15 protein-coding genes and 1 pseudogene are annotated in these 21,100 nt (G+C 58.1%); 5 read left to right on the top strand and 11 right to left on the bottom strand.

What is annotated here, in order from left to right:
• From G533_RS0117395 to G533_RS0117385, 3 genes are all read left to right on the top strand, one after another.
• Positions 1-253 (top strand): Tn3 family transposase (locus G533_RS0117395; RefSeq protein WP_027951054.1); only part of this gene is annotated, 253 nt, incomplete at its 5' end.
• Between the two features lie 254 nt (positions 254-507).
• The gene (locus tag G533_RS22625; RefSeq protein ID WP_144079932.1) at positions 508-1,752 is read left to right on the top strand and encodes an alpha/beta hydrolase; all 1,245 of its coding nucleotides are present in this window, start codon (positions 508-510) and stop codon (positions 1,750-1,752) included.
• 18 nt (positions 1,753-1,770) lie between these two features.
• Positions 1,771-2,559, top strand: coding sequence for an enoyl-CoA hydratase/isomerase family protein (locus G533_RS0117385; protein ID WP_027951053.1), 789 nt, complete (start codon positions 1,771-1,773; stop codon positions 2,557-2,559).
• 57 nt (positions 2,560-2,616) lie between these two features.
• Here the strand turns inward: G533_RS0117385 and G533_RS22620 are convergent.
• From G533_RS22620 to G533_RS22610, 11 genes and pseudogenes are all read right to left on the bottom strand, one after another.
• Positions 2,617-4,145, bottom strand: a pseudogene (locus G533_RS22620) (arylsulfatase).
• A 155-nt stretch (positions 4,146-4,300) separates the two neighbouring features.
• On the bottom strand, positions 4,301-5,401 hold the full coding sequence (locus G533_RS0117375) for a CaiB/BaiF CoA transferase family protein (RefSeq protein WP_027951052.1): 1,101 nt from the start codon (positions 5,399-5,401) through the stop codon (positions 4,301-4,303).
• Between the two features lie 31 nt (positions 5,402-5,432).
• Positions 5,433-6,209, bottom strand: coding sequence for an SDR family NAD(P)-dependent oxidoreductase (locus G533_RS0117370; RefSeq protein WP_027951051.1), 777 nt, complete (start codon positions 6,207-6,209; stop codon positions 5,433-5,435).
• Positions 6,210-6,231: 22 nt separating this feature from the next.
• Positions 6,232-7,377 carry an acyl-CoA dehydrogenase family protein gene (locus G533_RS0117365; RefSeq protein ID WP_027951050.1) on the bottom strand — a complete coding sequence of 382 codons (1,146 nt, stop codon included), beginning with the start codon at positions 7,375-7,377 and terminating at the stop codon, positions 6,232-6,234.
• A 14-nt stretch (positions 7,378-7,391) separates the two neighbouring features.
• Entirely contained in the window at positions 7,392-8,633 is a 1,242-nt protein-coding gene (locus G533_RS0117360; RefSeq protein WP_027951049.1) for a thiolase family protein, read from the bottom strand.
• Positions 8,634-8,647: 14 nt separating this feature from the next.
• On the bottom strand, positions 8,648-9,436 hold the full coding sequence (locus tag G533_RS0117355) for an enoyl-CoA hydratase/isomerase family protein (protein ID WP_027951048.1): 789 nt from the start codon (positions 9,434-9,436) through the stop codon (positions 8,648-8,650).
• Between the two features lie 259 nt (positions 9,437-9,695).
• The gene (locus tag G533_RS0117350; protein ID WP_027951047.1) at positions 9,696-12,134 is read right to left on the bottom strand and encodes a TonB-dependent receptor; all 2,439 of its coding nucleotides are present in this window, start codon (positions 12,132-12,134) and stop codon (positions 9,696-9,698) included.
• 130 nt (positions 12,135-12,264) lie between these two features.
• Complete coding sequence (locus tag G533_RS22615) at positions 12,265-13,818, bottom strand: wax ester/triacylglycerol synthase family O-acyltransferase (RefSeq protein ID WP_035528818.1); 1,554 nt, start codon at positions 13,816-13,818, stop codon at positions 12,265-12,267.
• Between the two features lie 9 nt (positions 13,819-13,827).
• Positions 13,828-15,402: a class I adenylate-forming enzyme family protein gene (locus tag G533_RS0117340; protein ID WP_027951046.1), complete on the bottom strand. Its 1,575-nt coding sequence runs from the start codon at positions 15,400-15,402 to the stop codon at positions 13,828-13,830.
• 12 nt (positions 15,403-15,414) lie between these two features.
• Positions 15,415-16,611 (bottom strand): iron-containing alcohol dehydrogenase, encoded by a 1,197-nt coding sequence (locus tag G533_RS0117335; protein WP_027951045.1) that lies wholly within the window; start codon positions 16,609-16,611, stop codon positions 15,415-15,417.
• Between the two features lie 35 nt (positions 16,612-16,646).
• Positions 16,647-18,152 (bottom strand): aldehyde dehydrogenase family protein, encoded by a 1,506-nt coding sequence (locus G533_RS22610; RefSeq protein WP_035528815.1) that lies wholly within the window; start codon positions 18,150-18,152, stop codon positions 16,647-16,649.
• A gap of 235 nt (positions 18,153-18,387) precedes the next feature.
• On the opposite strand from G533_RS22610, the gene G533_RS0117325 reads away from it, so the two are divergent.
• On the top strand, positions 18,388-19,404 hold the full coding sequence (locus G533_RS0117325) for an AraC family transcriptional regulator (RefSeq protein WP_051230588.1): 1,017 nt from the start codon (positions 18,388-18,390) through the stop codon (positions 19,402-19,404).
• Positions 19,405-19,595: 191 nt separating this feature from the next.
• The gene (locus tag G533_RS22605; protein WP_084639104.1) at positions 19,596-21,092 is read left to right on the top strand and encodes an arylsulfatase; all 1,497 of its coding nucleotides are present in this window, start codon (positions 19,596-19,598) and stop codon (positions 21,090-21,092) included.
• Positions 21,093-21,100: the final 8 nt, after the last annotated feature.

The following is a 21,100-nucleotide window of genomic DNA, read 5'->3' as shown; positions in this document are numbered from 1 at the left end:
ATGGAACGAATGCGCGCGCTTGGTCACCAACGCCATTATTTACTTCAATTCCAGCATACTCAGCCAGCTGCTGACGAGCTTCGAATATCAGAATGACGATAAGCGAATACAGATTGTCAAACAGGCTTCTCCAGTGGCTTGGTATAACATCAACTTGAAGGGTATCTATACCTTCGAAATGAGTGAAAAACTACCGGATCTGGAGGAACTGATGCGCACAATCGAGGGATATTTACCGGTTCGGGAAAAGTAATACCCCCTGGGAGGCCTCGGATGGCGGGGCTTTCAGCGATTCTTGTCGTTTTTGGACGGAAAATCCCTAGTACCCCATATTGCTAAACAAACATATCTATTGCCCCTACAGCCTTAACACCCCGAGCACTGCATGATTTACGTTAAGCTAAGCAGGATACAAGGCTCGTTGAGTTGGGCCGTGGCGGACCCCAGACCCTACTGGGAGCCAACAAATAACCATCGTGTCTGTAATATGAAGTAGGAGACGTAATCTTGAGTTGGCTTCTCTCATTGCTTGCTCTGTTTAACCTGATCTCAACGGTACTGGTCTTTTCGCCCAGGATCGTGCCACGCAAGTCCGTACCCTTCGGAATCTTCGCCTTCGCCCTGCCAGCCACCGAACTGTCCTGGATCTGGCTTCCGATGCAAATATCCATTACAGCACTGCTGGCGTGGGGGGGCGCACTTGAAAGTGCCCTCGGCCCCCTGGCCTTGGCAGTACTGCTGATGACCTGGCCCGGACTGGCCTGGAATATCTGGAAAGCCGCAGGCACCGAAGTGATCGTTGAAGATGCCTTGTGTAAGTCATTGGGAGACACTTATCGTGACGATATTCCCGAGGCAAGCCGCGAAACCTTTCGCGAGCAGGTACATTTTTCCGACTGGTGTAACCCGATTAGATTCGCCCGGAATGATGTCGAGGTTATTAGAGACATTCCCTACGCCCCCGGCGGAATCCGACAGCAGTTGAACATATATCGCCCTCGCAACCTGCCCGAAAATTCACTACCCGTATTGCTGCAAATTCACGGGGGTGGTTTTCTCTGGGGAAACAAGGACCAGCAAGCACAGCCCCTGCTGCACACCTTGGCGTCCCGTGGGTGGATCGGCGTCTCCATCAACTATCGCCTGAGCCCAAGCGTCGGCTTTCCTACCCATCTTGAGGACTGTAAACGTGCACTCTGCTGGATAAAGGAGAACGGCGCCGAATACGGCATGGATACGAATTTTGTCGCGGTGACCGGGGGCTCTGCCGGCGGCATCCTGACTGCCCTGATGGGGCTGACCTGCAACAAGCCCGAACTGCAGCAGGACACTCCTGATGTCGACACCTCTCTGCAGGCTGTCGTACCCTTCTACGGCCTCTATGACCTGTTGTCGCGCTACGGCCAGCACGAGAACCAGGCAATGTGGGAGGACTTCCTGGGAGGAAAAGTGTTGTTTGAATCACCGGAGGAGAACCCAGACCTGTGGGAACTCGCCTCGCCGATTTCAGACATTCATCCGGATGCACCGCCGTTCATGATTATTCACGGCAGCTTCGATAGCCTCTGTCTGGTAACCGAGGGGCGCGTCTTCAGTGAAAAACTGGCTGAAGTGTCCAAAAATCCCGTGGTATACCTGGAACTGCCCGGCGCAGAGCATGCATACGATACAATTCGCTCTGTGCGTACCGAGCACACTATCGATGGTATACACAGGTTCCTCGAGTGGGTACGTGCGCAACAGGGCAAATAATATAGCGGGAAGGGAGCAATGAAGAAGAAGTTCGGCGATATCGGCTTGCGCGCGAAGGGCCATGTGACTCTGGTAGAAATGCAGCGGCCACCCTACAACTTTTTCGATGCGGAGTTGGTGGGCTCCCTGGCCGATGCCTATGAGTACCTGGATACTATTGATGAGTGCCGGGTTATCGTCCTCTGCGCCCAGGGCAGAGCTTTTTCCGCCGGGGCCGATTTCAAAGCCGGCACCGGGCGCACCCTGTTCAGCGACGACAAGGACAGCAACGCCGGCGCTCTCTATGGCAATGCGGTGCGTATGTTCCGGGCATCAAAGCCCGTGGTTGCCGCGGTACAGGGCCCAGCCATCGGCGGCGGCCTGGGCCTGGCGCTCTCCGCCGACTTCAGGGTGATCTGTGAAAACACCCGGTTCGCCGCCAACTTCGTCAAACTGGGGGTACACGCCGGGTTCGGCATCAGCCACACCCTCCCCCGCATCGTCGGCGAGCAAAACGCTGCGCGCATTCTGTACACCGGGCAACGCGTGGGGCCAGAGCAGGCCATGGCCATGGGCCTTGGGGATATGCTGTCCACTGAGCAGGATTTGTTGGCAGATGCCCTGGCACTGGCGGCTGAAATCGCCGAGGCGGCGCCACTGGCCGTGGAATCCACCCGCGCAACCCTGCGCATGGGCCTCGCCGATGCGGTGGAAAAACAGTTGCAGCGGGAGCTTTCTGAGCAGCAACGCCTGTCCAGGACAGAAGACCACCGGGAAGGCATCAGTGCAGTGTCCGAACGGCGTTCCGGAAACTTCTCAAAGCGCTGAAAGGCCCTGACCGGCTTAACCGGGCACGGCCTTCTGTTTTACGCTGTCCAGCGGAATCTAGTTGCTAGGCCCCGTCGTACTCAGATCGTCCATCACATCGCTCAGGCTGAATGAGCCCGGCTTCTGCCTCGGAGGGAAATCCTCAAAGGACTGCAGCCACTTCATCACATAGGTCTGGGCCGGCGCCAGGACAAACATGCGCTCGGCGCGCCAGCGCTGGTAACCCATGCCCTCGTGATCAGCGCGCTCGAAGGGGTCGGTGCGCAGGTTGAACAACTTTGGGAACCGCAGGGGTACGAAGGGTTCCTGCCACACGTCGAAACCATGGCCGCGCTGCTCCATGAACACCAGCTTCCAGTTGTTGTAGCGCAGGGCGGCGATATCTCCGTCGTCAGTCCAGTAAAGGAAGTCATGGCGCGGACTCTTCTCTTCCTCGCCCTTGAGCATCGGCAGGAGGTTGTAGCCGTCCAGGTGCACCTTGTACTTGCGATTCATGGCGCGGTGGCCCTTGAGCAGTTTCTGCTTGATATCGGCTTCGCCTACACCGGCCATCAGGGTGGGCAGCATATCCTCGTGGGCGCCGATTTCATTGTTGACGGTACCCGGCTCGATTACACCGGGCCAGCGCAGGGCCATGGGCACCCGGTAACCGCCTTCCCAGTTAGTGTTCTTTTCGCCGCGGAAAGGAATGGTACCACCGTCGGGCCAGGTCATGGCCTCAGCGCCATTGTCGGTGGAATACATGACGATGGTATTGTCGGCGATACCCAACTCATCCAGTTTGTCCAACAACTGGCCCACATGGCCGTCGTGCTCGACCATACCGTCGGGATAGATGCCCAGCCCGGTTACACCCTCTGATTCGGGAGCAAGACGGGTCCACACATGCATACGAGTGGAGTTCCACCAGACGAAAAACGGCTTGCCGTCCTTGTGAGCTTTTTCAATGAACTTGAGGGCGCTGGCGGTGACTTCTGAGTCAACGGTTTCCATGCGCTTCATGTTCAGTGGGCCAGTATCCTCAACCTTGCCATCTGCAAAGGAGTGGATCACGCCCCTGGGACCGAACTTCTTGCGGAATTCCGGATCCTTGGGGTAATCGACATTCTCAGGCTCGTCCTCGGCGTTTAGGTGGTAGAGGTTACCGAAGAACTCGTCAAAACCGTGGTTGGTGGGCAGGTGCTCATCCCGGTCGCCCAGATGGTTCTTACCAAACTGGCCTGTGGCGTAGCCGTGGTTTTTCAGCAGCCCCGCCAGGGTCGGGTCTTTCTCACTCATGCCCTCTTTGGCGCCGGGCAGACCAACCTTGGTCAGGCCGGTACGAATGGGGGACTGGCCCGTGATGAACGCCGCGCGACCGGCTGTACAGCTCTGCTGGCCGTACCAGTCGGTAAACATGGCCCCTCATTGGCAATACGGTCGATATTGGGGGTCTTATACCCCATCATGCCGTGGTTATAGGCGCTGATATTGAACCAACCGACGTCATCGCCCCATATCACCAGGATATTGGGCTTGTCGGCAGCGTGGCCTGCGGTGGCCATCAGGCCTGCAGCCAGGAAGGTCCCTATCGCGGCCAGGCACATTCGTAATAGTTTCATTGATTTCACTCCTTTGACGAATTGTCACTCTCATTTTGAGACAAAAATTGTACAGCCACTTCCTGGCCAGCACAACCTTGCTCAGCATAGCCCGGGGATCGACAAAGTGCGCTAGTCGATGAAAAAAACAGCGCCTTTTTTCAGCCGGCCTTGCCAAGGGATCGCAGAATCCTCTCTGTGTGTTCGCCGGAACGCGGAACATCACCGACCTCCTGCTGGGTCGCACTGAATTTCGGCGCAGGAGCTGGCTGCAACAGGCCTTCACCCGCAACAAAGCACTCGCGTGCCCTGATGTGCTCGTCTTCCGCCGCTTCCGGCAGCGACAGTACTGGTGCGAAACAGGCATCGGTGCCCGACAGCAATTCGCACCAGTGTGACCTGGGTTTACTGGCAAACAGGACCGCCATTTTTTCTCGGGCGGCAGGCCAGGTCTTCTTGTCGTGCTGGCGGGCGAAGTCAGGATCGTCTTCAAACCCGCACAGGGCAATCAATTCTCGGTAAAAATTGGGTTCAAGGGCCTGTACCGTAATGTAGCGACCGTCCGAACAGGGGTAGCTGTTGCACCAGGGTGATGCCCCGCCGAAGAACGTTTCACTGGGGGTCTCGCTGATTGCGCCCTCCCCTCGCAGGCCCGCGATCAGGGTCTGGTTATAGATGGCACCGTCGCAGATGGCTGCGTCGATTACCTGCCCCTCGCCGGTGCGCTGCGCGTGCAGCAGCGCTGCCAGGATGCCCAATACCAACATATTCGAACCGGAACCGATGTCACCCAGCACTGTGGGCGTGGGATAAGGCGCATCGCCCGGCAGGCCGCCGTAGTGGAGAATCCCCGAGATGGCGAGGTAATTCAGGTCGTGTCCAGCCGCATGCGACAGGGGGCCATCCTGCCCCCAGCCGGTCATCCGACCATAGACCAGGGAGGCCTTTCGCTGATGCACGACCTCTGGCCCCAGCCCCAGCCGCTCCATTACACCGGGGCGAAAGCCCTCGATCAGCACGTCGGACTGCTCCGCCAACTGCAACACACTTTCCACCGCTTTCGGGTCTTTCAGGTCCAGAGCTATGGATTGTTTGCCTCGGTTGAAAAAGCCGTTCTGACCCACCTCAGCCGCGTTTTTGTTAGCGGCTGCGCGTTCAACCAGGATGACTTCCGCCCCCAGATCGGCCAGCATCATACCGGCGATCGGGCAGGGCCCGATACCGGCGATTTCTAAAACTTTGATTCCGGCTAGCGGTCCCACGTCTCTCTCCTCAAGGCGTTGGTTGTATGGCCTACCTGGCCTGCATCACCGTGGCAGCATCCAGGCGCAGGACCCGGCCATTCATATAGCCATTCTCCGCTAGGAAGGCGCAGGCGTGGGCGAACTCATCCACCTCGCCCATGCGCTTGGGCGCCTCGCACATCGCGATCAGTGAGTCCTGCACTTTCTGGTCCAGCCCCTTCACCAGAGGTGTTCCAAACAGTCCCGGGGCAATTGAATTCACCCGGATACCCAGGGGGCCGAGTTCGCGGGCAGCGGGAATATTCATGCCATTCACGCCCGCCTTGGACCCACTGTAGGCGCTCTGGCCGATCTGGCCTTCAAAGGCTGCGCCGGAAGATACGTTCACAATCACACCGCGCTCACCGTTCTCGTCCGGCTCGTTCCTGGCCATCTGCTCGGCGCACTTGGCCATCACGTTAAACACGCCCATCAGGTTTACGTTGATCACCGTAGCGTACTTTGCCAGGCTGCTGGCCTTGCCTTCCCGGTCGAGGATCTTGCAGGGCAGCGGGATACCAGCGGCGTTAACATTCATATGGATCGCGCCGAACTTGTCCATGATCGCTGCGATAGCGACATCTATGCTCTCCTCGGAGGTCACATCGGTCTGGCAGAAAATGGCATTTTCCTCGCCCAATTCTTCTACTGTCGCTGTGCCGGCTGCCTCATTCAGGTCCAGAAGTGCAACCTTTGCACCCTTCTCGCTCACCATATAACGCGCGGTGGCCTGGCCCAGACCCGAGGCGCCGCCGGTGATTACCAAAACTCTATTTTTCAGCTTCACAAAAACCTCCAAATTCCCTTACTTAACTGAACGCATTCAAACCGGTCAGGGCCCGGCTGATTAACAGCTTCTGGATTTCGGTAGTGCCATCGGGGATCGGCGCGACAATAGCCTCCCGCGCCAGGCGCTCAACGATGAATTCCTTGGTCACACCGTTACCACCGTGAATTTCCAGCGCGTCGCGCGTCGCGGTCACCGCGATTTCGGTGCCGTACCACTTGGCCATGGCGCACTCCTTGTCCGCGCGCTCGCCGCGCATCACCATATCCATGGCCCGGTAGGTCAGCAGCCGGGCGGCATCGATCTGGGTGGCCATGGTGGCGAGCTTGTCGGCGATCAGCTGGTGACCGCCAATCAACTTGCCGTGCTGCTTGCGCTCCTGGGCGTACTTGATCGCCTCATCCATGGCGCGACGCGCCACGCCAATTCCCCACATGGCCATGTGGCAGCGAGCGTATTCGAATATCTTCAGGGTATTTTTGAGCCCGGTACCGCGGCCACCCACCACGTTCTCCACCGGCACCCGCACATCAGACATGAAAACCTGCGAAGTGGACTGACCGTTCAACGCCATCTTGGGAATTCCCACCGTCTCGTAGCCATGCTCCTCACGGTCGATCAGTATATGGCTGATCTCGTTCTCACCGGTGCGACAGGTACAGATGAACACGTCTGAGTACTCGCCATTCGTAATCCAGGTCTTTTCGCCATTGATCACCCAGTGGTCGCCATCGAGCACCGCACGCGTCTTGACTGCAGACACGTCTGAACCCACGTCCGGCTCAGAGATACCCATGGCGATGAACTTGTCGCAGTTGATGATGTCCGCGAGGTAATTCTCCTTGATGGCCTCGGGCGCCAGCTGTCTTAACAGCTCGGCATTGACCGCGTTGATAAAACCGGGGATGGCGATATCCAGAGAGGTGTAGGCGATCTCCTCAAATACCATCAGGTGGGTGAGCCAGTCCATGCCAAAGCCGCCCCACTCCTCACCGAATGGCGCCTTGATCAAGCCGAACTCGGTCAGCCCCTGGGTCCACTCCTGCATTTTCTCCCGCGGTATGAAGCCCTCGCCGTGCTCGCGAAAGGCCGGCTCGATCTCCGAGTCCAGGTATTTGCGCAGATTCTCGATAATCATCTGCTGTTCTTCACTGCGTTGGAAATTCATCGCTTTGTTCTCCTCTACTGCTTTGCGAGTATGCTTACCGCGGCCGTTGCCTCTTCCAGGCCGACGAGGCCACCACCGTTTTCCTGTACTGCGATCCGCGCGCCTTCAACCTGGCGCGCGCCGGCTTCGCCGCGCAGCTGGGTTACCAGCTCAAATATCTGGCCGAGGCCTGTGGCGCCGATGGGGTGCCCTTTTGACTCCAGGCCGCCGGAGGGATTGACCGGCACCCGGCCGCCGACAGTGAAATCGCCGCGCGCGGCGGCGGGGCCGCCCTCCCCCCAGGGCACCAGGCGCAGGTTTTCCACCTGGATGATCTCACCCATGGCAGTCGCGTCGTGCACCTCCACCACGCTCACATCCTCCGGGGAAACGCCGGCCTTCTCGTAGGCTTCTGCGGCCGCCAGCGCAGTAATGTGCTTTTCATACTCCTCGGCCGTGCGGTTGATACCGGAGCGGAAGACGCAGCTGAGCAGCTTCACCGCCCGGGAGGCATCGCCCCTGAGCCGTTTGAGGCCCTCGGCACTGCACAGCACCGCCGCGGCAGAGCCGTCGGAGATGGGCGCGCACATGGGCAGGGTCAGGGGGTAAGTGATCGGCGGTGCGGCCATCACCTCTTCAACGGTGTAAGGGTTCTGGTACTGGGCCAGGGGATTGTGCACCGAGTGGGTGTGGTTCTTGGCGCAAACCGCGGCGATCTGCTCCTGGGTGGTGCCGAAGGTCTTCATATGCTGGCGGCAGAAGGCTGCGTACACATCCATGAACATGCTGTAGGGCTTGGGTGACAGGGAGCCTTCCGGCAGGGTAATCCCCTCCCCCATCTTGAGCAGGTACTCCTTGTTGGCCTCAACCGTGGTCACATCCCAGGCGGAATCGAACGCGGCGAACATCTTCGCCTTGTCCTCGGTTAACATTTTTTCCGTACCCACCGCGATTGCGATATCGCAGCTGCCGGCGCGAATCGCCTGGGCAGCCAGGTAAAGGCCGGACGTGGCGGAAGCGCAGGCGCCTTCAACATTGAATATAGGGATGCCCTCAAAACCCATGGAGCGCAGGGCCACCTGGCCGGGCACCATATGCTGGTCCTGCAGAAAGCCGATGACACAGGAGGCGAAGAAGGCCTCGCCCACCTCGTCCTTGTCTACACCCGCATCAGTCAGGGCCCCCTGTACAGCCTCAGCGGTCAGGTCCTTGTAGCTCTTGTCCATATGCCGACCGAAGGGGGTCATGCCGACGCCGGCGATATATACATCTGTCATTTTCTCTACTCCTATTAGCGGCCCTGGAACCGTGGCTTGCGTTTCTCGGCAAAGGCGGCCAGGCCTTCCTGCATATCCCAGGAGCGCTGGTGCTTGCGGAATTCGTACATCTCGTGCCGCAGCGCGTCGTCTCGGGTCTTGTCAGCGGCGGCATTAGCCACGGACTTCATCCGGCGCAGGGCGATGGGGCTCTTCTCAGCGATATGCAGGGCCAATGCCTGGGCGGCTTCCTGCAGCTCACCGTCGGCTACCACCTCATTGACGAAGCCGTAGTTTTTCATCTCCTGTGCGGAAAGAGTTCTGCCGGTAAACAGTAGGTACTTAGCCACGTTGTGGGGAACGATACGCGGCAGTACTGCTGCTCCCCCCGCCCCCGGGTAGACACCGAAGTTGGCGTGAGCGTCGCCTATCCTGGCACTCTCAGCGGCCACGACGAGATCGGCGCACATGGCGGTCTCCAGGCCACCTGCCATGGTGATACCGTTGAGGGCGGCAATCACCGGCTTGGGGAAATCGCGCAGCGGGTTCAAAACCCTGTCGCACAGGCGATCGAGGAAATCAGGCTTACCGGGTGGGACGTCGAGGCTATCCAATACCTGCTTCAAGTCAGCGCCGGCGCAGAAAGCCTTGCCCGCACCGCTGATGACAACAACCTTGATACACTCATCCCCCAGAATCTGTTCCAGGTACTCCTCGTACAGGGTAATCATTTCCAGGCTGATGGAATTCATGGCCTCGGGCCGGTTCATGGTCAACCAGGCTACTCCATCCCTGTTTTCGAATAGAAGGGCAGCTTCACTCATTAGAAAAACTCCTGACACTGATCCATCTGTGGACCGATATTGTTAGCGGAAACCCGCGCTGGGTATTCACTCCCGTGTTCTGGGAATACTATAAGCGCAGGCGGCTGTAAGCCCCTTGTCATCAGAGCTTAAATACTTGTCTGGATGATAATTGTTAACGGGGGCTTTGAGAGTCGATTCGGGCGAATCGGGGAAGAAATAAAAAAAACAGCGCTTGATACCAGGCAGGGTGCCGGCATCAAGCGCCGCAAAGGGACTATCAGAAATTGTATGCTGCAGATATTCCGTAGACGCGGGGTTCCTCAACCCAGCCAATATAAACTCCTGGGCTCAAGGGAGCATCAACCGAGGCGGTATAAGTGGTCTCGTCAGTCAAGTTACGGCCGTAAAGGACAACTTCCCAGGTACCTTCCAGGGACATCAGGGAGATACTGGCATCGACCTTGGTGTAGGAATCCTGCAGCACATTTTCATCGAGGTCGCCATCCAGGAAGAATTCATCCTTGTAATTGACATCGACATGGAAATTGAATTCCGCCCAATCAAATGCGTGATTGTAGTCCAGGTAGAGCGAGGCACTGTGCTCCGGTGCGAACGCCCCGCGCTCGCCGGACAGATCCTTTGTACCCTCACCAGAGGAGTTCGGGCAGGTACCCAGGCCAATCTCGACAACGGAACAACCCGCCCCCGGATACGAATCGAACTCGTGATCGAGGTAGGCATAGCTGCCGCCGATTTCCAGTGCATCGGTAGCGGCGAACTGCGCTTCGATCTCGATACCCTGGACGGTCAGCTCCGCCGCGTTGCCTACGACAAAACTTGTGCCACCCCAAGAAGTAACCTGCAGATCTTCCAGCTCAGATCTGTAAATGGCTGTCGCGACGCGCGCACGGCCATCCATGAAGTCCTGTTTTACACCCAACTCCCAGGCAGTCACGGCTTCGTCTTCAAACTCGTGACCGGGTCGAGACGAGCCATCGGGATTCGCTGTATCCGGGCTGAAATTGAAGCCGCCAGACTTGTAACCTTCCGAATACGAAAGGTATGCCATTCCGGTGTCACTGTATTCCCAGCGCAGGCGAGCAGAGGGGTCAAAATGACTTTCATCACGCTCGTCTTCAAAATAGGCAGCGTATCGATCCAGGCTGCCGGCATGTGCCGCGGCCGCAGCTGTCGCACCGGCATCGCCAGTAGCCACCATGACATTGGTCAGGTATTCAATAAGATCTGCGGACCCGGCAGTAATGTCAGGAGTCACTATATCGTTTACTTGCCCTGGTGCGCCCTGGCCGATGGTAACCAGCTTGGTCATTTCCTTCTCATCTTCCGAGTAACGCCCGCCAAGATCGAGGCTCAGGGTATCGGTGATGTCGAAAGTGACTTCACCGAAAATTGCCATTGTCGTGGTGTCCTGGTCGAAATCGGTCAGACCGGACGATGTGTCTGTCTCACCAAACGGTGTCACGAAAATGGTGGGGACTAGCCCGCCAAATGTGCCATCGATGTGAGTACCTTCGTCCAATTCCAGCTCCTGGTCCTCGTAGTAAACACCCGCGATAAAGTTAAACCGGCCATCCCAGTTTGTAGCAACACGGATTTCCTGGCTGAACATGTTCAGCTTTTCCTGGTCGATATTCTCGATGAAGTTGGGAGGCAGGAAGTCCACATCATGGTACTGCTCGAATTCAAAGTCAGATATGCCGGTCAAGGACGTTACCGTGTAGTCACCGACATCCCAGTCGATTTTCACAGAGAAGGCGGTCGAAGTCGTGTCCTCGGTATCACCCCTGCCCCACTGCAGGTTGCCTACCCAACTTTCATAGTCATCGCCTCCGGGTGCATCGGCCGCCGCAAATTGACCACCAGTAAGTGCGGCAGAGAGGGCCAGAGTGCTAGCCGGGGGCAGGCGGTCATCAATCGTATAGGCGTTCATTTCCTTGCCGGTACTTTCCATATCCACGTGTGACGCCTTGGCAACAATCGACAGGTTGTCGGCTGCATCCCAGGCCAGTGTCAGGCGAGCCATCTTGTTGGTTTCTTCCTGCTCATCGGTGTCCCGGAACCTGTTATCCATGTAACCATCGGAGTCTTCCTGGCGCAGCACCAAGCGGGCCGCAACACTGTCGCTCAGACTGCCTGATACGATGCCAGTGTAACGTGTGGTGGACTGCTCAGGCTCAAACGCGGCCTTGATGGACCCGTTGAACTCATCGCCAACTACCGGGTTGGCTGTTTCCACCTTAATAGCACCAGCCACAGTGTTTTTTCCGAATAGCACGCCCTGGGGGCCACGCAATACTTCCACCTGCTGCAGATCAACCAGGGACTGGGTGAACTGGCGGCTACGGGACTGGTAGATACCATCAATGTACATTCCCGCTGACTGCTCAAAACCCTTGTTAATGCCCGAACCGACACCGCGGATACGAATATTCGTGGTCTGGGCGCCGCGGCCAATCTGCAGGCCAGGTACCTTGGCGGAAAGCTGTTCCATGTTGGAGATACCCTGAGACTCCATGGCCTGGCCGGATACCGCGGTGACCGCCACAGGAGCGTCCATCAGGGTCTCAGTACGCTTACGGGCGGTGACCATCACCTCTTCCAGGGCCTGGCCGTGGGTGGGCAGTGACTGGTAGAGAAGAACCTGGGAAGCGGCGACTGCGAGCGCAAGGGGCTTGGTTTTGAGTGAGATATTCATTGTGATCCTCTGCTTTCTATAGTTATGGAGCTTTATATAGTTATGGAACTGTGGGTTATTACATGGCAAACAAACGTCCGGCTCTTGGCCGAATAATGATTAAATTTGTCCATTCAGCCCGGAACGCGTGTTAATTTGCCGCTTTTCTTCCTGCGGGGTTCTTCCTCACCGGCTTTTTAGCTGTTGTTTTCTTTTTTAGCGGGCGTTTCGCCGGCTTACGCTTTGGTTTGGCCCCAGTGGCCGCCAGCAATTCCGCATAGCTCTCTTCCAGACACTGGGCCAGGAATTCCGGGTCCGGCACAATCTCGCGGCAGGCCGTCGGGCAGATATAGATCTCCCGGTCGTAACTGGTGATCGCGAATACCGCTCCCATGCCGTCGGTACAGGGCGCCACAATGGACCAGAACTTCAGCTTCGCGCCCTGGAGGTACAGCGGCACGCTCGGCCCAGGCACATTGGAAATTGCCATATTAAACAAGCGCTTACCGGTGCCACCCGCATCGAGACCAATACGGGAAATCAGCTTCCCTGTGGCCGCCAGCAAAGAAGCGGGAATATGCTTGTTGAGGTCCGTCAGGTCACTGGCGCCAATGGCGTTGACGATACTCTTGGAGCGAGCAGTCTGTTCGGTCACATAGGCGAGACGTTCTTTCGGGTCCGCAATATCGGAACCGATAGCGGCCCCCATGAAGGTGATGTTGTTGGCGCCAGGCTCGGCATCGGGCCCGGACCGGGTGTTGACCGGCATCATCGCCACCATGGTGTCCCGGGGCAATTCACCGTTGTGGTCCAGGTAGCGGCGCAGGGCACCGGATATAATTGTCGTCACCACATCGTTGATGGTGCTGCCTTCCACGGCCTTGCGAATGCCCTTGAGCTCGTCCAGTTGGAAGCGTGAGGTGGTAAACACCCGAAAGGGAGAAACCCGGCCGTCGAAGCGGGTCGTCGGCACCTTCGTTCCAGAATTGTGTTCTTCGACCCTGGCCACAGTGCGTTTCTGCACCTCCTTGCGCAACCTGCCACCCACCTTGGGCAGCAGGCGGGACAGGGGTCTGGCAAGACGCATCGGCGAGGTCGCATTGTTCCACCAGGCACGGGTGGCCATCTCAAACTGGCTGGGGGCGCGAACACCCTCGGTCTCATGCTCTCCGCCCAGCCCCGGCTTCTTACCCCGGGCATCGAGGTCGTGCAGGGCCCAGGTCAGTTGCGCCGCCGCGGTGCCGTCTACGGCCGCGTGATGCATGCGGGTGAGGATGGCGAAGCTGCCCTTGGGCAGCCAGTCGATATTGTCCAGCCCCTCAACCACGTACATCTCCCACAGAGGGCGATTGAAATCGAAATGGGGGGTGGTCAGGCGCGAGGCCATGATACAGAACTGCCGCCAGTCGCCGGGCTTGGGCAGGGCAACGTGGAACACGTGGTTCTCGATGCGGAAATTCTCATCTTCCACCCAGTAGGGATAGTCCAGGGACATCGGCACCTGCTTGAGCTTCTGGCGGAAGATCGGCGAGGTGGCGGTGCGCGATTCGATGTGTTTGAGGATTTCCTTGAAGCGCAGGTGGCCACCGCCGGGAATTGTGGACTGGTCGTATACATAGATCATGGTGCCGCCGGTACTGGCGCGGTCCGTGTCCAGATAGATGAAGGAGGCATCGAGCCCCGACAGTTGCTTGAGTTTGCTCATGTGCTGGACTCACCCGACCTTGCGGCCGGCCTCCTCCCAGTATTTCTGGCGCACCTGCCGGCGCAGCACCTTGCCCACCACGCTGGTGGGTATCTCCTCTACGATTTCAACGGATTTGGGCGTCTTGTATCCGCCCAACTCGTTGCGTACGTGCTGGATAAGTTCCGCCTCTTCAACCTCGGCGCCTTCCTTGAGCATGACCTCGGCGTGCACCGATTCGCCCCACTCCTCATGAGGCACACCGACCACCGCGGACATCAGCACCGCCGGGTGGCTGTTAAGCGCGGATTCCACTTCGTTGGCGTAGATATTGAAGCCGCCACTGATAATCATGTCTTTCTTGCGATCGACAATATGGAAGAAGCCACGCTCGTCGATCCTGCCAATGTCGCCAGACTTCCAGAAGCCATCCTGGAACTCAGAAGCGGTCTGCTCCGGATTGCCGAAGTAGCCCGGCACAATGGCGCGGGAACGCAGCCAGATCTCGCCGGTCTCTCCCCGCGGCACCGGGTTGCCGTCGTCGTCCATGATCTCAAGCTCGGTGAAAGGCGAAGGCCGGCCGGCGGAGGCCAGGTGCGAATCATCGCCGTCCTCCACCAGGTGGTCGGCTTTGCTCATGGACAGGGCCACACCAAAGTGCTCGGTGGAGCCATAGACCTGAATGAAGTTGTTACCAAAGGCCGCCTGCAGTTCCGCCAGCTTGGACGGGCTCATGGGGGCAGCACCGTAGTACATGTTTTCAATTGTCTTGAACCGCGCCCGACCCTTCTCGTCCATATCCAGCAGGCGGTACAGCAGGGTCGGCACGGCGAAACCGTTAGTGATCCGCTCGGCGGCGATATTGTCACACCAGGCATCCAGATCGGGCACATTCATGGTCACGGTACAACCGCCCTTGAACTGGGTCGGCGCAAACATCATGCCGCTGCCGTGGGTGATCGGCGCTAGGTGGATAAAGCGGGTCTCGGGGGTCCAGGCCGGATCCGGCAGGGCCCAGTAGGAGTCGCGACATGCCAGGTAGGTGTCCGCTGTGTACATGGCGCACTTGCCGCGACCGGTGGTGCCGCCAGTGAAGCGCATGATCACCACGTCCTCGCGGTCGTCGATCACCACGTTGGGGTTGCTGTCGTCCACCTGCTCCAGCAACTCCCAGAACAGGTGCACGCCAGAGTACTCTTTTTCCGGCGTATCCATCGCCACAATGGTGACCTGGCGCTCGCGCAGCATCTCGTAGTGGCTTTTTAGCAGGTCGGCTTCGATGAACACCACCTTGGCGTTGACCGTATCGACCTGGTAGGTGTGGTCGTCCAGGCTGTCGCGGTAATTGGTATAACACAGGGCCGTGCCGGCTTTTACCGCGGTGAACCAGTGAATCAGGGACGCATTGTCGTTATCCAGGATCACCACCGCGTTGTCGCCGCGCTGCAGGTCCAATTTGTGGCGCATCATGTTAACGATGCGATTGGTCAGCAGATGATACTCCCGGAAGGTATAGCGCCGCTGGCGCTCGATATTTACCAGGGCTTCACGATCTGCGAAGGCATCCGCGAGACGCTGACTAACAGTGCTGAAATTCATTCTCATGGCAACCTTTCCCTATGACCAGCCGCAGACCCGGCGGCACACCGTTTCTATAAGGTCCATGGGCAGCGGCAGGAACGCCGCGATGGGATCGCCGGCGATCGCCGCGGCGATTTCAGGCAGCTTCGATTCAGGGATGTCGTGGCGGGCGAAGTCGCGGGGATGCCCCGTCGCTTCGAGCAAGCCGCTGATTGCAGCTGCGCAGGCCAGGACAGCGTCTCGACCCTCGCCCTCAACGCCGAACACGCCCTTCAGGCGATCGGCAACCGGCACGTAGAAGTCAGCGAACTCCTCCATCACGATGGGCAGTAGTACACCGTTCGCCTCGCCGTGGTGGATATGACAGGCCGCACCAAAGGCGTGAGCAAAATTGTGCACCGGCACAGCCCCAAAATCGTTCACTACCGCGCTGCAGGCCATGGCGCTGGCATTGAGCATGGCCTGGCGCGCCAGCAGGTTCGAACCATCGGCTACCACTTTGGGCAGGTTCTCCAGGATGATCTTCGCGCTGGTCTCAGCGTGGGCCAGGGTGAAATCCCCCGTGTTCGGATGTCCCATAATCTCTACAGCGTGAGTCAGGGCGTCCATACCGGTGGCGGCGGTCAGCATGGGCGGCAGGCCGGTGGTCATGTGCGCATCCAGTACCGCGATATCCGACTCCAGGTAGTGGCTTACGATCAGGTGCTTGATGCCCAGATCCTTGTTGTAAATCACAGCACCGTTGGTCACTTCAGCGCCGGTACCGGCAGTAGTGGGCACCGAGATATGCGGTACGCCCATATACTGCACTTCCGGCCAGTGCATCATCTTCACCGGCGACTTCAACAACTGGGCCACGCTGTCTACCCCGGAGTACATGGCGAGCTTTACCAACTTCACCGAGTCGAGTACGCTACCGCCACCCACGGCCAGCAGGCCATCGGCGCCGGTAGCCCGCGCCATCTTCAGACACTCGTCGATACAACCGGATTCCGCATCCGGTGCGGTATCGGTAAACACGCTCGCCAGGCGAACTCCGCCAGGACCGCGTTGCTCGTCAAACAGGGCCGCGACCTTGTCGACAATTCCCACATCTTTCAGGCCCTGGTCACTGACCAGGAGAACGTTTTTACTACCCAGGCCGCTGAACAGGCCGGGCAGGCGAATGACAGTGCCGGGACCCGCGTGGATCATGCTCCGCTGCCAGTATTGAAATGCGCCAGTGCTGGACATCGTTTTTATCCTCTCAGGGTGATCGACCGGTTTACTCAGACGCTGCGATGCACCAGGCCATACATGGCCTTGGCATTCGGGTCAGTCTCGAAACTGGTCACATAGTTTTTGGTTTCCAGGTAGCCTTCCATGGACGCGATATTGATCTCCCGTCCGTAACCACTCTGCTTGATACCGCCGAAGGACATATCACCGCTGATGGCATGCCAATCGTTGACCCACACGGTGCCCGCTTCCAGGCGGTGACTGACGGACTGGGCGGCAATGGGGTCACCGGTCCAGACACCTGCGGACAGCCCATAACAACTGTCGTTGGCCATATCGATGGCGTCTTCGACATCGCTGTACTTGATAACCGATAGCACCGGGCCAAAGATCTCCTCGTTGTAGATTTTCATATCGGGGGTAACATCAGTGAAGATGGTGGGCTGTACGAACATTGAGTCGGGGAACTCTTCTACCGACAGCGGCCCGCCACCACAGGCGACTTGGGCGCCTTCGGCCTTACCGGATTCGATATAACCCAGCACTCGCTCGTAGTGCGCTCGATAGGCCATGGGGCCCAGGGTGGTTGCCGGGTCGAACTGGCTGCCGGCCTTCATCTTACCGGCCAGTTCCGCCATGCGCGCCACCAGTTCATCGTGTATGGACTCGTGAACAAACAGACGGGTGCCGGATATGCAGATCTGCCCCGAGCCCAGCAGGAAGCCGTAGGTCGCCCCCCTGGCCGTCAGTTCAATCGGCGCATCAGGCAGTACGACGCCGGGGCCCTTGCCGCCCAGTTCCAGGGTCACCCGCTTCATGGTATCGGCGGCTTCTTTCTGGATCATGGCACCGGTGCGACCAGAGCCGGTGAAAGAAATCTTGGCAATCCCCGGGTGGGAAGACAGGGCGGCTCCCACGTCCGGCCCAAGCCCAGTCACCACGTTGACGACACCCGGGGGCAGCAGGTCCTGTATCAGCTCCATTGCCCGAACTACCGCCAGAGACGCAGTCTCGGCAGGCTTGATGATCACAGTATTGCCCGCGGCAATCGCCGGCAGCATTTTCAGGAAGGCCAGGAACAGGGGGCCGTTCCAGGCGGTAATCAGGCCGCAAACCCCAAGGGGCTGCTTGACGATTTTCACATCGTGGGCTTCGGGTACAGCACGCACCGGGGGGTACTCGACGAATGGATAGCTCTCCAGGTTCTCCGAGAATATCTGCACAAACTGCATCACTGCGGGGATATCAAAACCCTGCAGACGGGTCACCGACAGCCCGGTACACTTGGCTTCAAGGCCCAGCAATTCCTCCATATTGGCCCCCAGCACCAGCGCCATACGGGCAATGATATTGGCCCTTTCACTGGTAGCGGTATTTTTCCAGCTCTTGAATGCCTCGCTTGCCGCTGCCACAGCCCTATCGACATCTGCACTGTTACCGGCGGCGGCCTTGCCGATCACCTGCCCCATAACGGGATCAATGAGATCTAAATACTGGCCGGAAGAAGGAGAAACAAACTCTCCGTTAATGATGTGGTTCTGGGTGGGGATGCTCACGTAGACCTCTCTCTGGAGATTGGTGTGTTATTCGTTGTGTAGGCTAAACCCAAGCCGGACACACTACTTGGCCCTAAAAACAAATAACCCGGTAAAACTGTCAGAGCGTGCCACCTGTTATACCTCCCCCTGTGCCGAACCAGGCTCTGAACAAAAGGTCTTTTTCTTTTTTTTTCAAGTTGTTATCCTGCAGTGTGCGGTGATGAGATACTGATAACGAGGAATTTCCAAGAGGATGAGCGAGACCACCTCGGCCACTACGATCGCGTCCTATACCATGGCGATTCATATGGCGCTGGAAGCAAATGGCTTCGACGCTTCGGAAGTATTCAGGGCGGCAGGCTTGAGTGACACCCCGAGCCAGGATCCCCTTGAACGCTATACCACGGCCCAGATGGCCACCCTGTTCCGTGAGTCTGTCAAATCCACCGGAAACCCCGCATTTGGTCTCACCGTAGCGCGCTTCCTGCACCCCTCCAACGTGCATGCCCTGGGCTATGCCCTGTTGGCCAGTTCGAGCCTGCGGGATGCTTGTGAAAGGCTGGTCTACTATTTCCGCATAGCCAGTAACCAGGGCGTTTATCGCATTGATGAGTCTGAAGATCGTTACTGCCTGGTTCTGGAGGAGATCGCGGACGGTGTCGCCTATGAAACCATCGACACCTGGAACGCATTCCTCATCCGCGTTTTTCGGATGATCTACCTACCCGATTTTGCGCCTATTTCAGTCTCGCTCGCACGCCCCCGACCAGAGGGCTACGAAGACCTGTATACGACAAGCTTTCACGTTCCAGTGACATTCGACACCACCACTTGTGAAATCTGCATGGACCAGGCTGTCATGGACATTCCGCTACGGGGCGGTAACCGCGAGATTGCCAGTGAACACGACAAGATCCTGCAAAGCTATATTTCCGCACTGGACGCGGAGGACATCGTCAACCGGGTCAAGCGCGTCATCTTGCAGAAACTACCGTCGGAAAACTGTACCAAACAACAGGTGGCCAGCGAACTGGCCATGAGCCCAAGTGCACTGCAGCAAAAGCTGGCGGCGCGGGAATCCAGCTTCCAGGACCTGCTGAACCAGGTGCGAAAGTCCCTCGCACTGGACTATATGGAACAATCCAGGGTGAGCATCACCGAGATGAGCTTTATGCTGGGCTTTAACGATACCAGCAGTTTTACCCGGGCTTTCCGCCGCTGGACCGGCAAGTCACCCCGCGACTACCGTCGGGAAAAAGGGGTGGAGTAAGCGTGTAGGGGCTCACCTACGGCGCGCCTCGCTTCCCGAGCCCGCTCCGCAACGAATTGCGGATGCTACATAGGGCATGGAGCTACAAGCAAACCGAAGAAACAAAAATGTTGCCCTTTTGGCCAACACGGGCTTCGCTTCTGTTTGAATGCGTTATCTTACGCATTCGGTTAGATACGCGAGGTGAAATAATGAAAAACCTGACCAGTATTCCAGTGGCATTCTTCTGCCTGATCTTCTCCTTTGTCCCGGCCGCGCTGGCCGCGGAAAAACCCAATATCCTGATTATCTGGGGCGACGATATCGGCCCCTACAACATCAGCGCCTACAATATGGGCCGCATGGGTTACCAAACACCCAATATCGACAAGATCGCTGCCGATGGCATCATCTTCACCGACTCCTACGGTGACCAGAGCTGCACTGCGGGCCGCGCCGGCTTTATCACAGGGCAACACCCCCTGCGCACCGGCCTCACCAAGGTGGGCCTGCCGGGGGCGAAAGAAGGCATGTCCGACAAGGACCCCACTATCGCCACCCTGCTCAAGCCCCTGGGTTACGCTACCGGCCAGTTCGGCAAGAACCACCTGGGTGACCGGGATGAACACCTGCCCACCAACCACGGCTTCGATGAATTTTTCGGCAACCTGTACCACCTTAATGCTGAGGATGAGCCTGAGCACCCGAACTATCCCAAAGATCCTGAATTCAAGAAGATGTTCGGGCCCCGTGGCGTGATCCACAGCTATTCCGACGGCAAGATACAGGACACCGGCCCGCTGACAAAAAAGCGCATGGAAACCGTTGACGAAGAGTTTCTCGGGGCGGCCCTGAAATTCATCGACAAGTCCCACGAGGCAGGCAAGCCCTTCTTCGTCTGGTTCAACGCTACCCGCATGCATGTGTGGACCCGCCTCAAACCCGAATCAGATGGGGTGACCGGCCAGGGTCTGTACGCCGACGGGCTGGTAGAACACGACGGCCATGTAGGCCAGTTGCTGGAAAAGCTTGACCAACTGGGCATCGCCGACAACACCATTGTCATGTACTCCACCGACAACGGCGCCGAGTTGGCTCTGTGGCCGGACGGTGGCTACACCCCCTACAAGGGCGAGAAAAACAGCAGTTGGGAAGGCGGCTACCGGGTGCCGATGATGGTGCGCTGGCCGGCGCAGATCGAGTCGGGCCAGATCTCCAATGAGATCATCGCCATGATGGACTGGCTGCCCACACTGATGGCTGCGGCCGGCAACGACAACATCATCGAGGAGTTGAAAAACGGCAAGCGGGTTGGTGGCAATTCCTACAAGGTGCACCTGGACGGCCACAACTTCCTGCCCTACTTCCTCGGCAAGGAGAAAAAGGGTCCGCGCACTGAATTCATCTACTCCTCCGATACAGGTGACGTGGTGGCGATCCGTGACGGCGATTACAAAATGCTGTTCCGCGAGCAGACTGCCCACGGCTTTGATGTTTGGCGCAACCCCTATAAGGATTTGCGCCTGCCGAAGGTGTTCAACCTGCGCATGGACCCCTTCGAGCGAATGGACGTTGAAGGCGCGGGCTATAACCAGTGGGCGGCAGAGCACCTGTTCCTGGTAGCTCCGGCCATGTACAAGGTCGCCAAATTCAAGGCCACCTTCGAGGAATTCCCCCAGCGGCAGAAGCCCGGCTCCTTCGTACCTTGACGCCCCCC

Source organism: Haliea salexigens DSM 19537, assembly GCF_000423125.1.
Classification (GTDB): domain Bacteria; phylum Pseudomonadota; class Gammaproteobacteria; order Pseudomonadales; family Halieaceae; genus Haliea; species Haliea salexigens.
The sequence above is the reverse complement of the archived record's forward strand: the minus strand, read 5'-3'. Positions and strand labels throughout refer to the sequence as shown.

What these genes read in the sequence shown, in the direction of transcription:
- G533_RS0117385 (WP_027951053.1), top strand. Translation starts at nt 1,771, where the DNA reads ATGAAGAAGAAGTTCGGCGATATCGGCTTGCGCGCGAAGGGCCATGTG.
- G533_RS0117365 (WP_027951050.1), bottom strand. Translation starts at nt 7,377, where the DNA reads ATGAATTTCCAACGCAGTGAAGAACAGCAGATGATTATCGAGAATCTG.
- G533_RS0117360 (WP_027951049.1), bottom strand. Translation starts at nt 8,633, where the DNA reads ATGACAGATGTATATATCGCCGGCGTCGGCATGACCCCCTTCGGTCGG.
- G533_RS0117355 (WP_027951048.1), bottom strand. Translation starts at nt 9,436, where the DNA reads ATGAGTGAAGCTGCCCTTCTATTCGAAAACAGGGATGGAGTAGCCTGG.
- G533_RS0117350 (WP_027951047.1), bottom strand. Translation starts at nt 12,134, where the DNA reads ATGAATATCTCACTCAAAACCAAGCCCCTTGCGCTCGCAGTCGCCGCT.
- G533_RS22615 (WP_035528818.1), bottom strand. Translation starts at nt 13,818, where the DNA reads ATGAGCAAACTCAAGCAACTGTCGGGGCTCGATGCCTCCTTCATCTAT.
- G533_RS0117340 (WP_027951046.1), bottom strand. Translation starts at nt 15,402, where the DNA reads ATGAGAATGAATTTCAGCACTGTTAGTCAGCGTCTCGCGGATGCCTTC.
- G533_RS0117335 (WP_027951045.1), bottom strand. Translation starts at nt 16,611, where the DNA reads ATGTCCAGCACTGGCGCATTTCAATACTGGCAGCGGAGCATGATCCAC.
- G533_RS0117325 (WP_051230588.1), top strand. Translation starts at nt 18,388, where the DNA reads ATGAGCGAGACCACCTCGGCCACTACGATCGCGTCCTATACCATGGCG.
- G533_RS22605 (WP_084639104.1), top strand. Translation starts at nt 19,596, where the DNA reads ATGAAAAACCTGACCAGTATTCCAGTGGCATTCTTCTGCCTGATCTTC.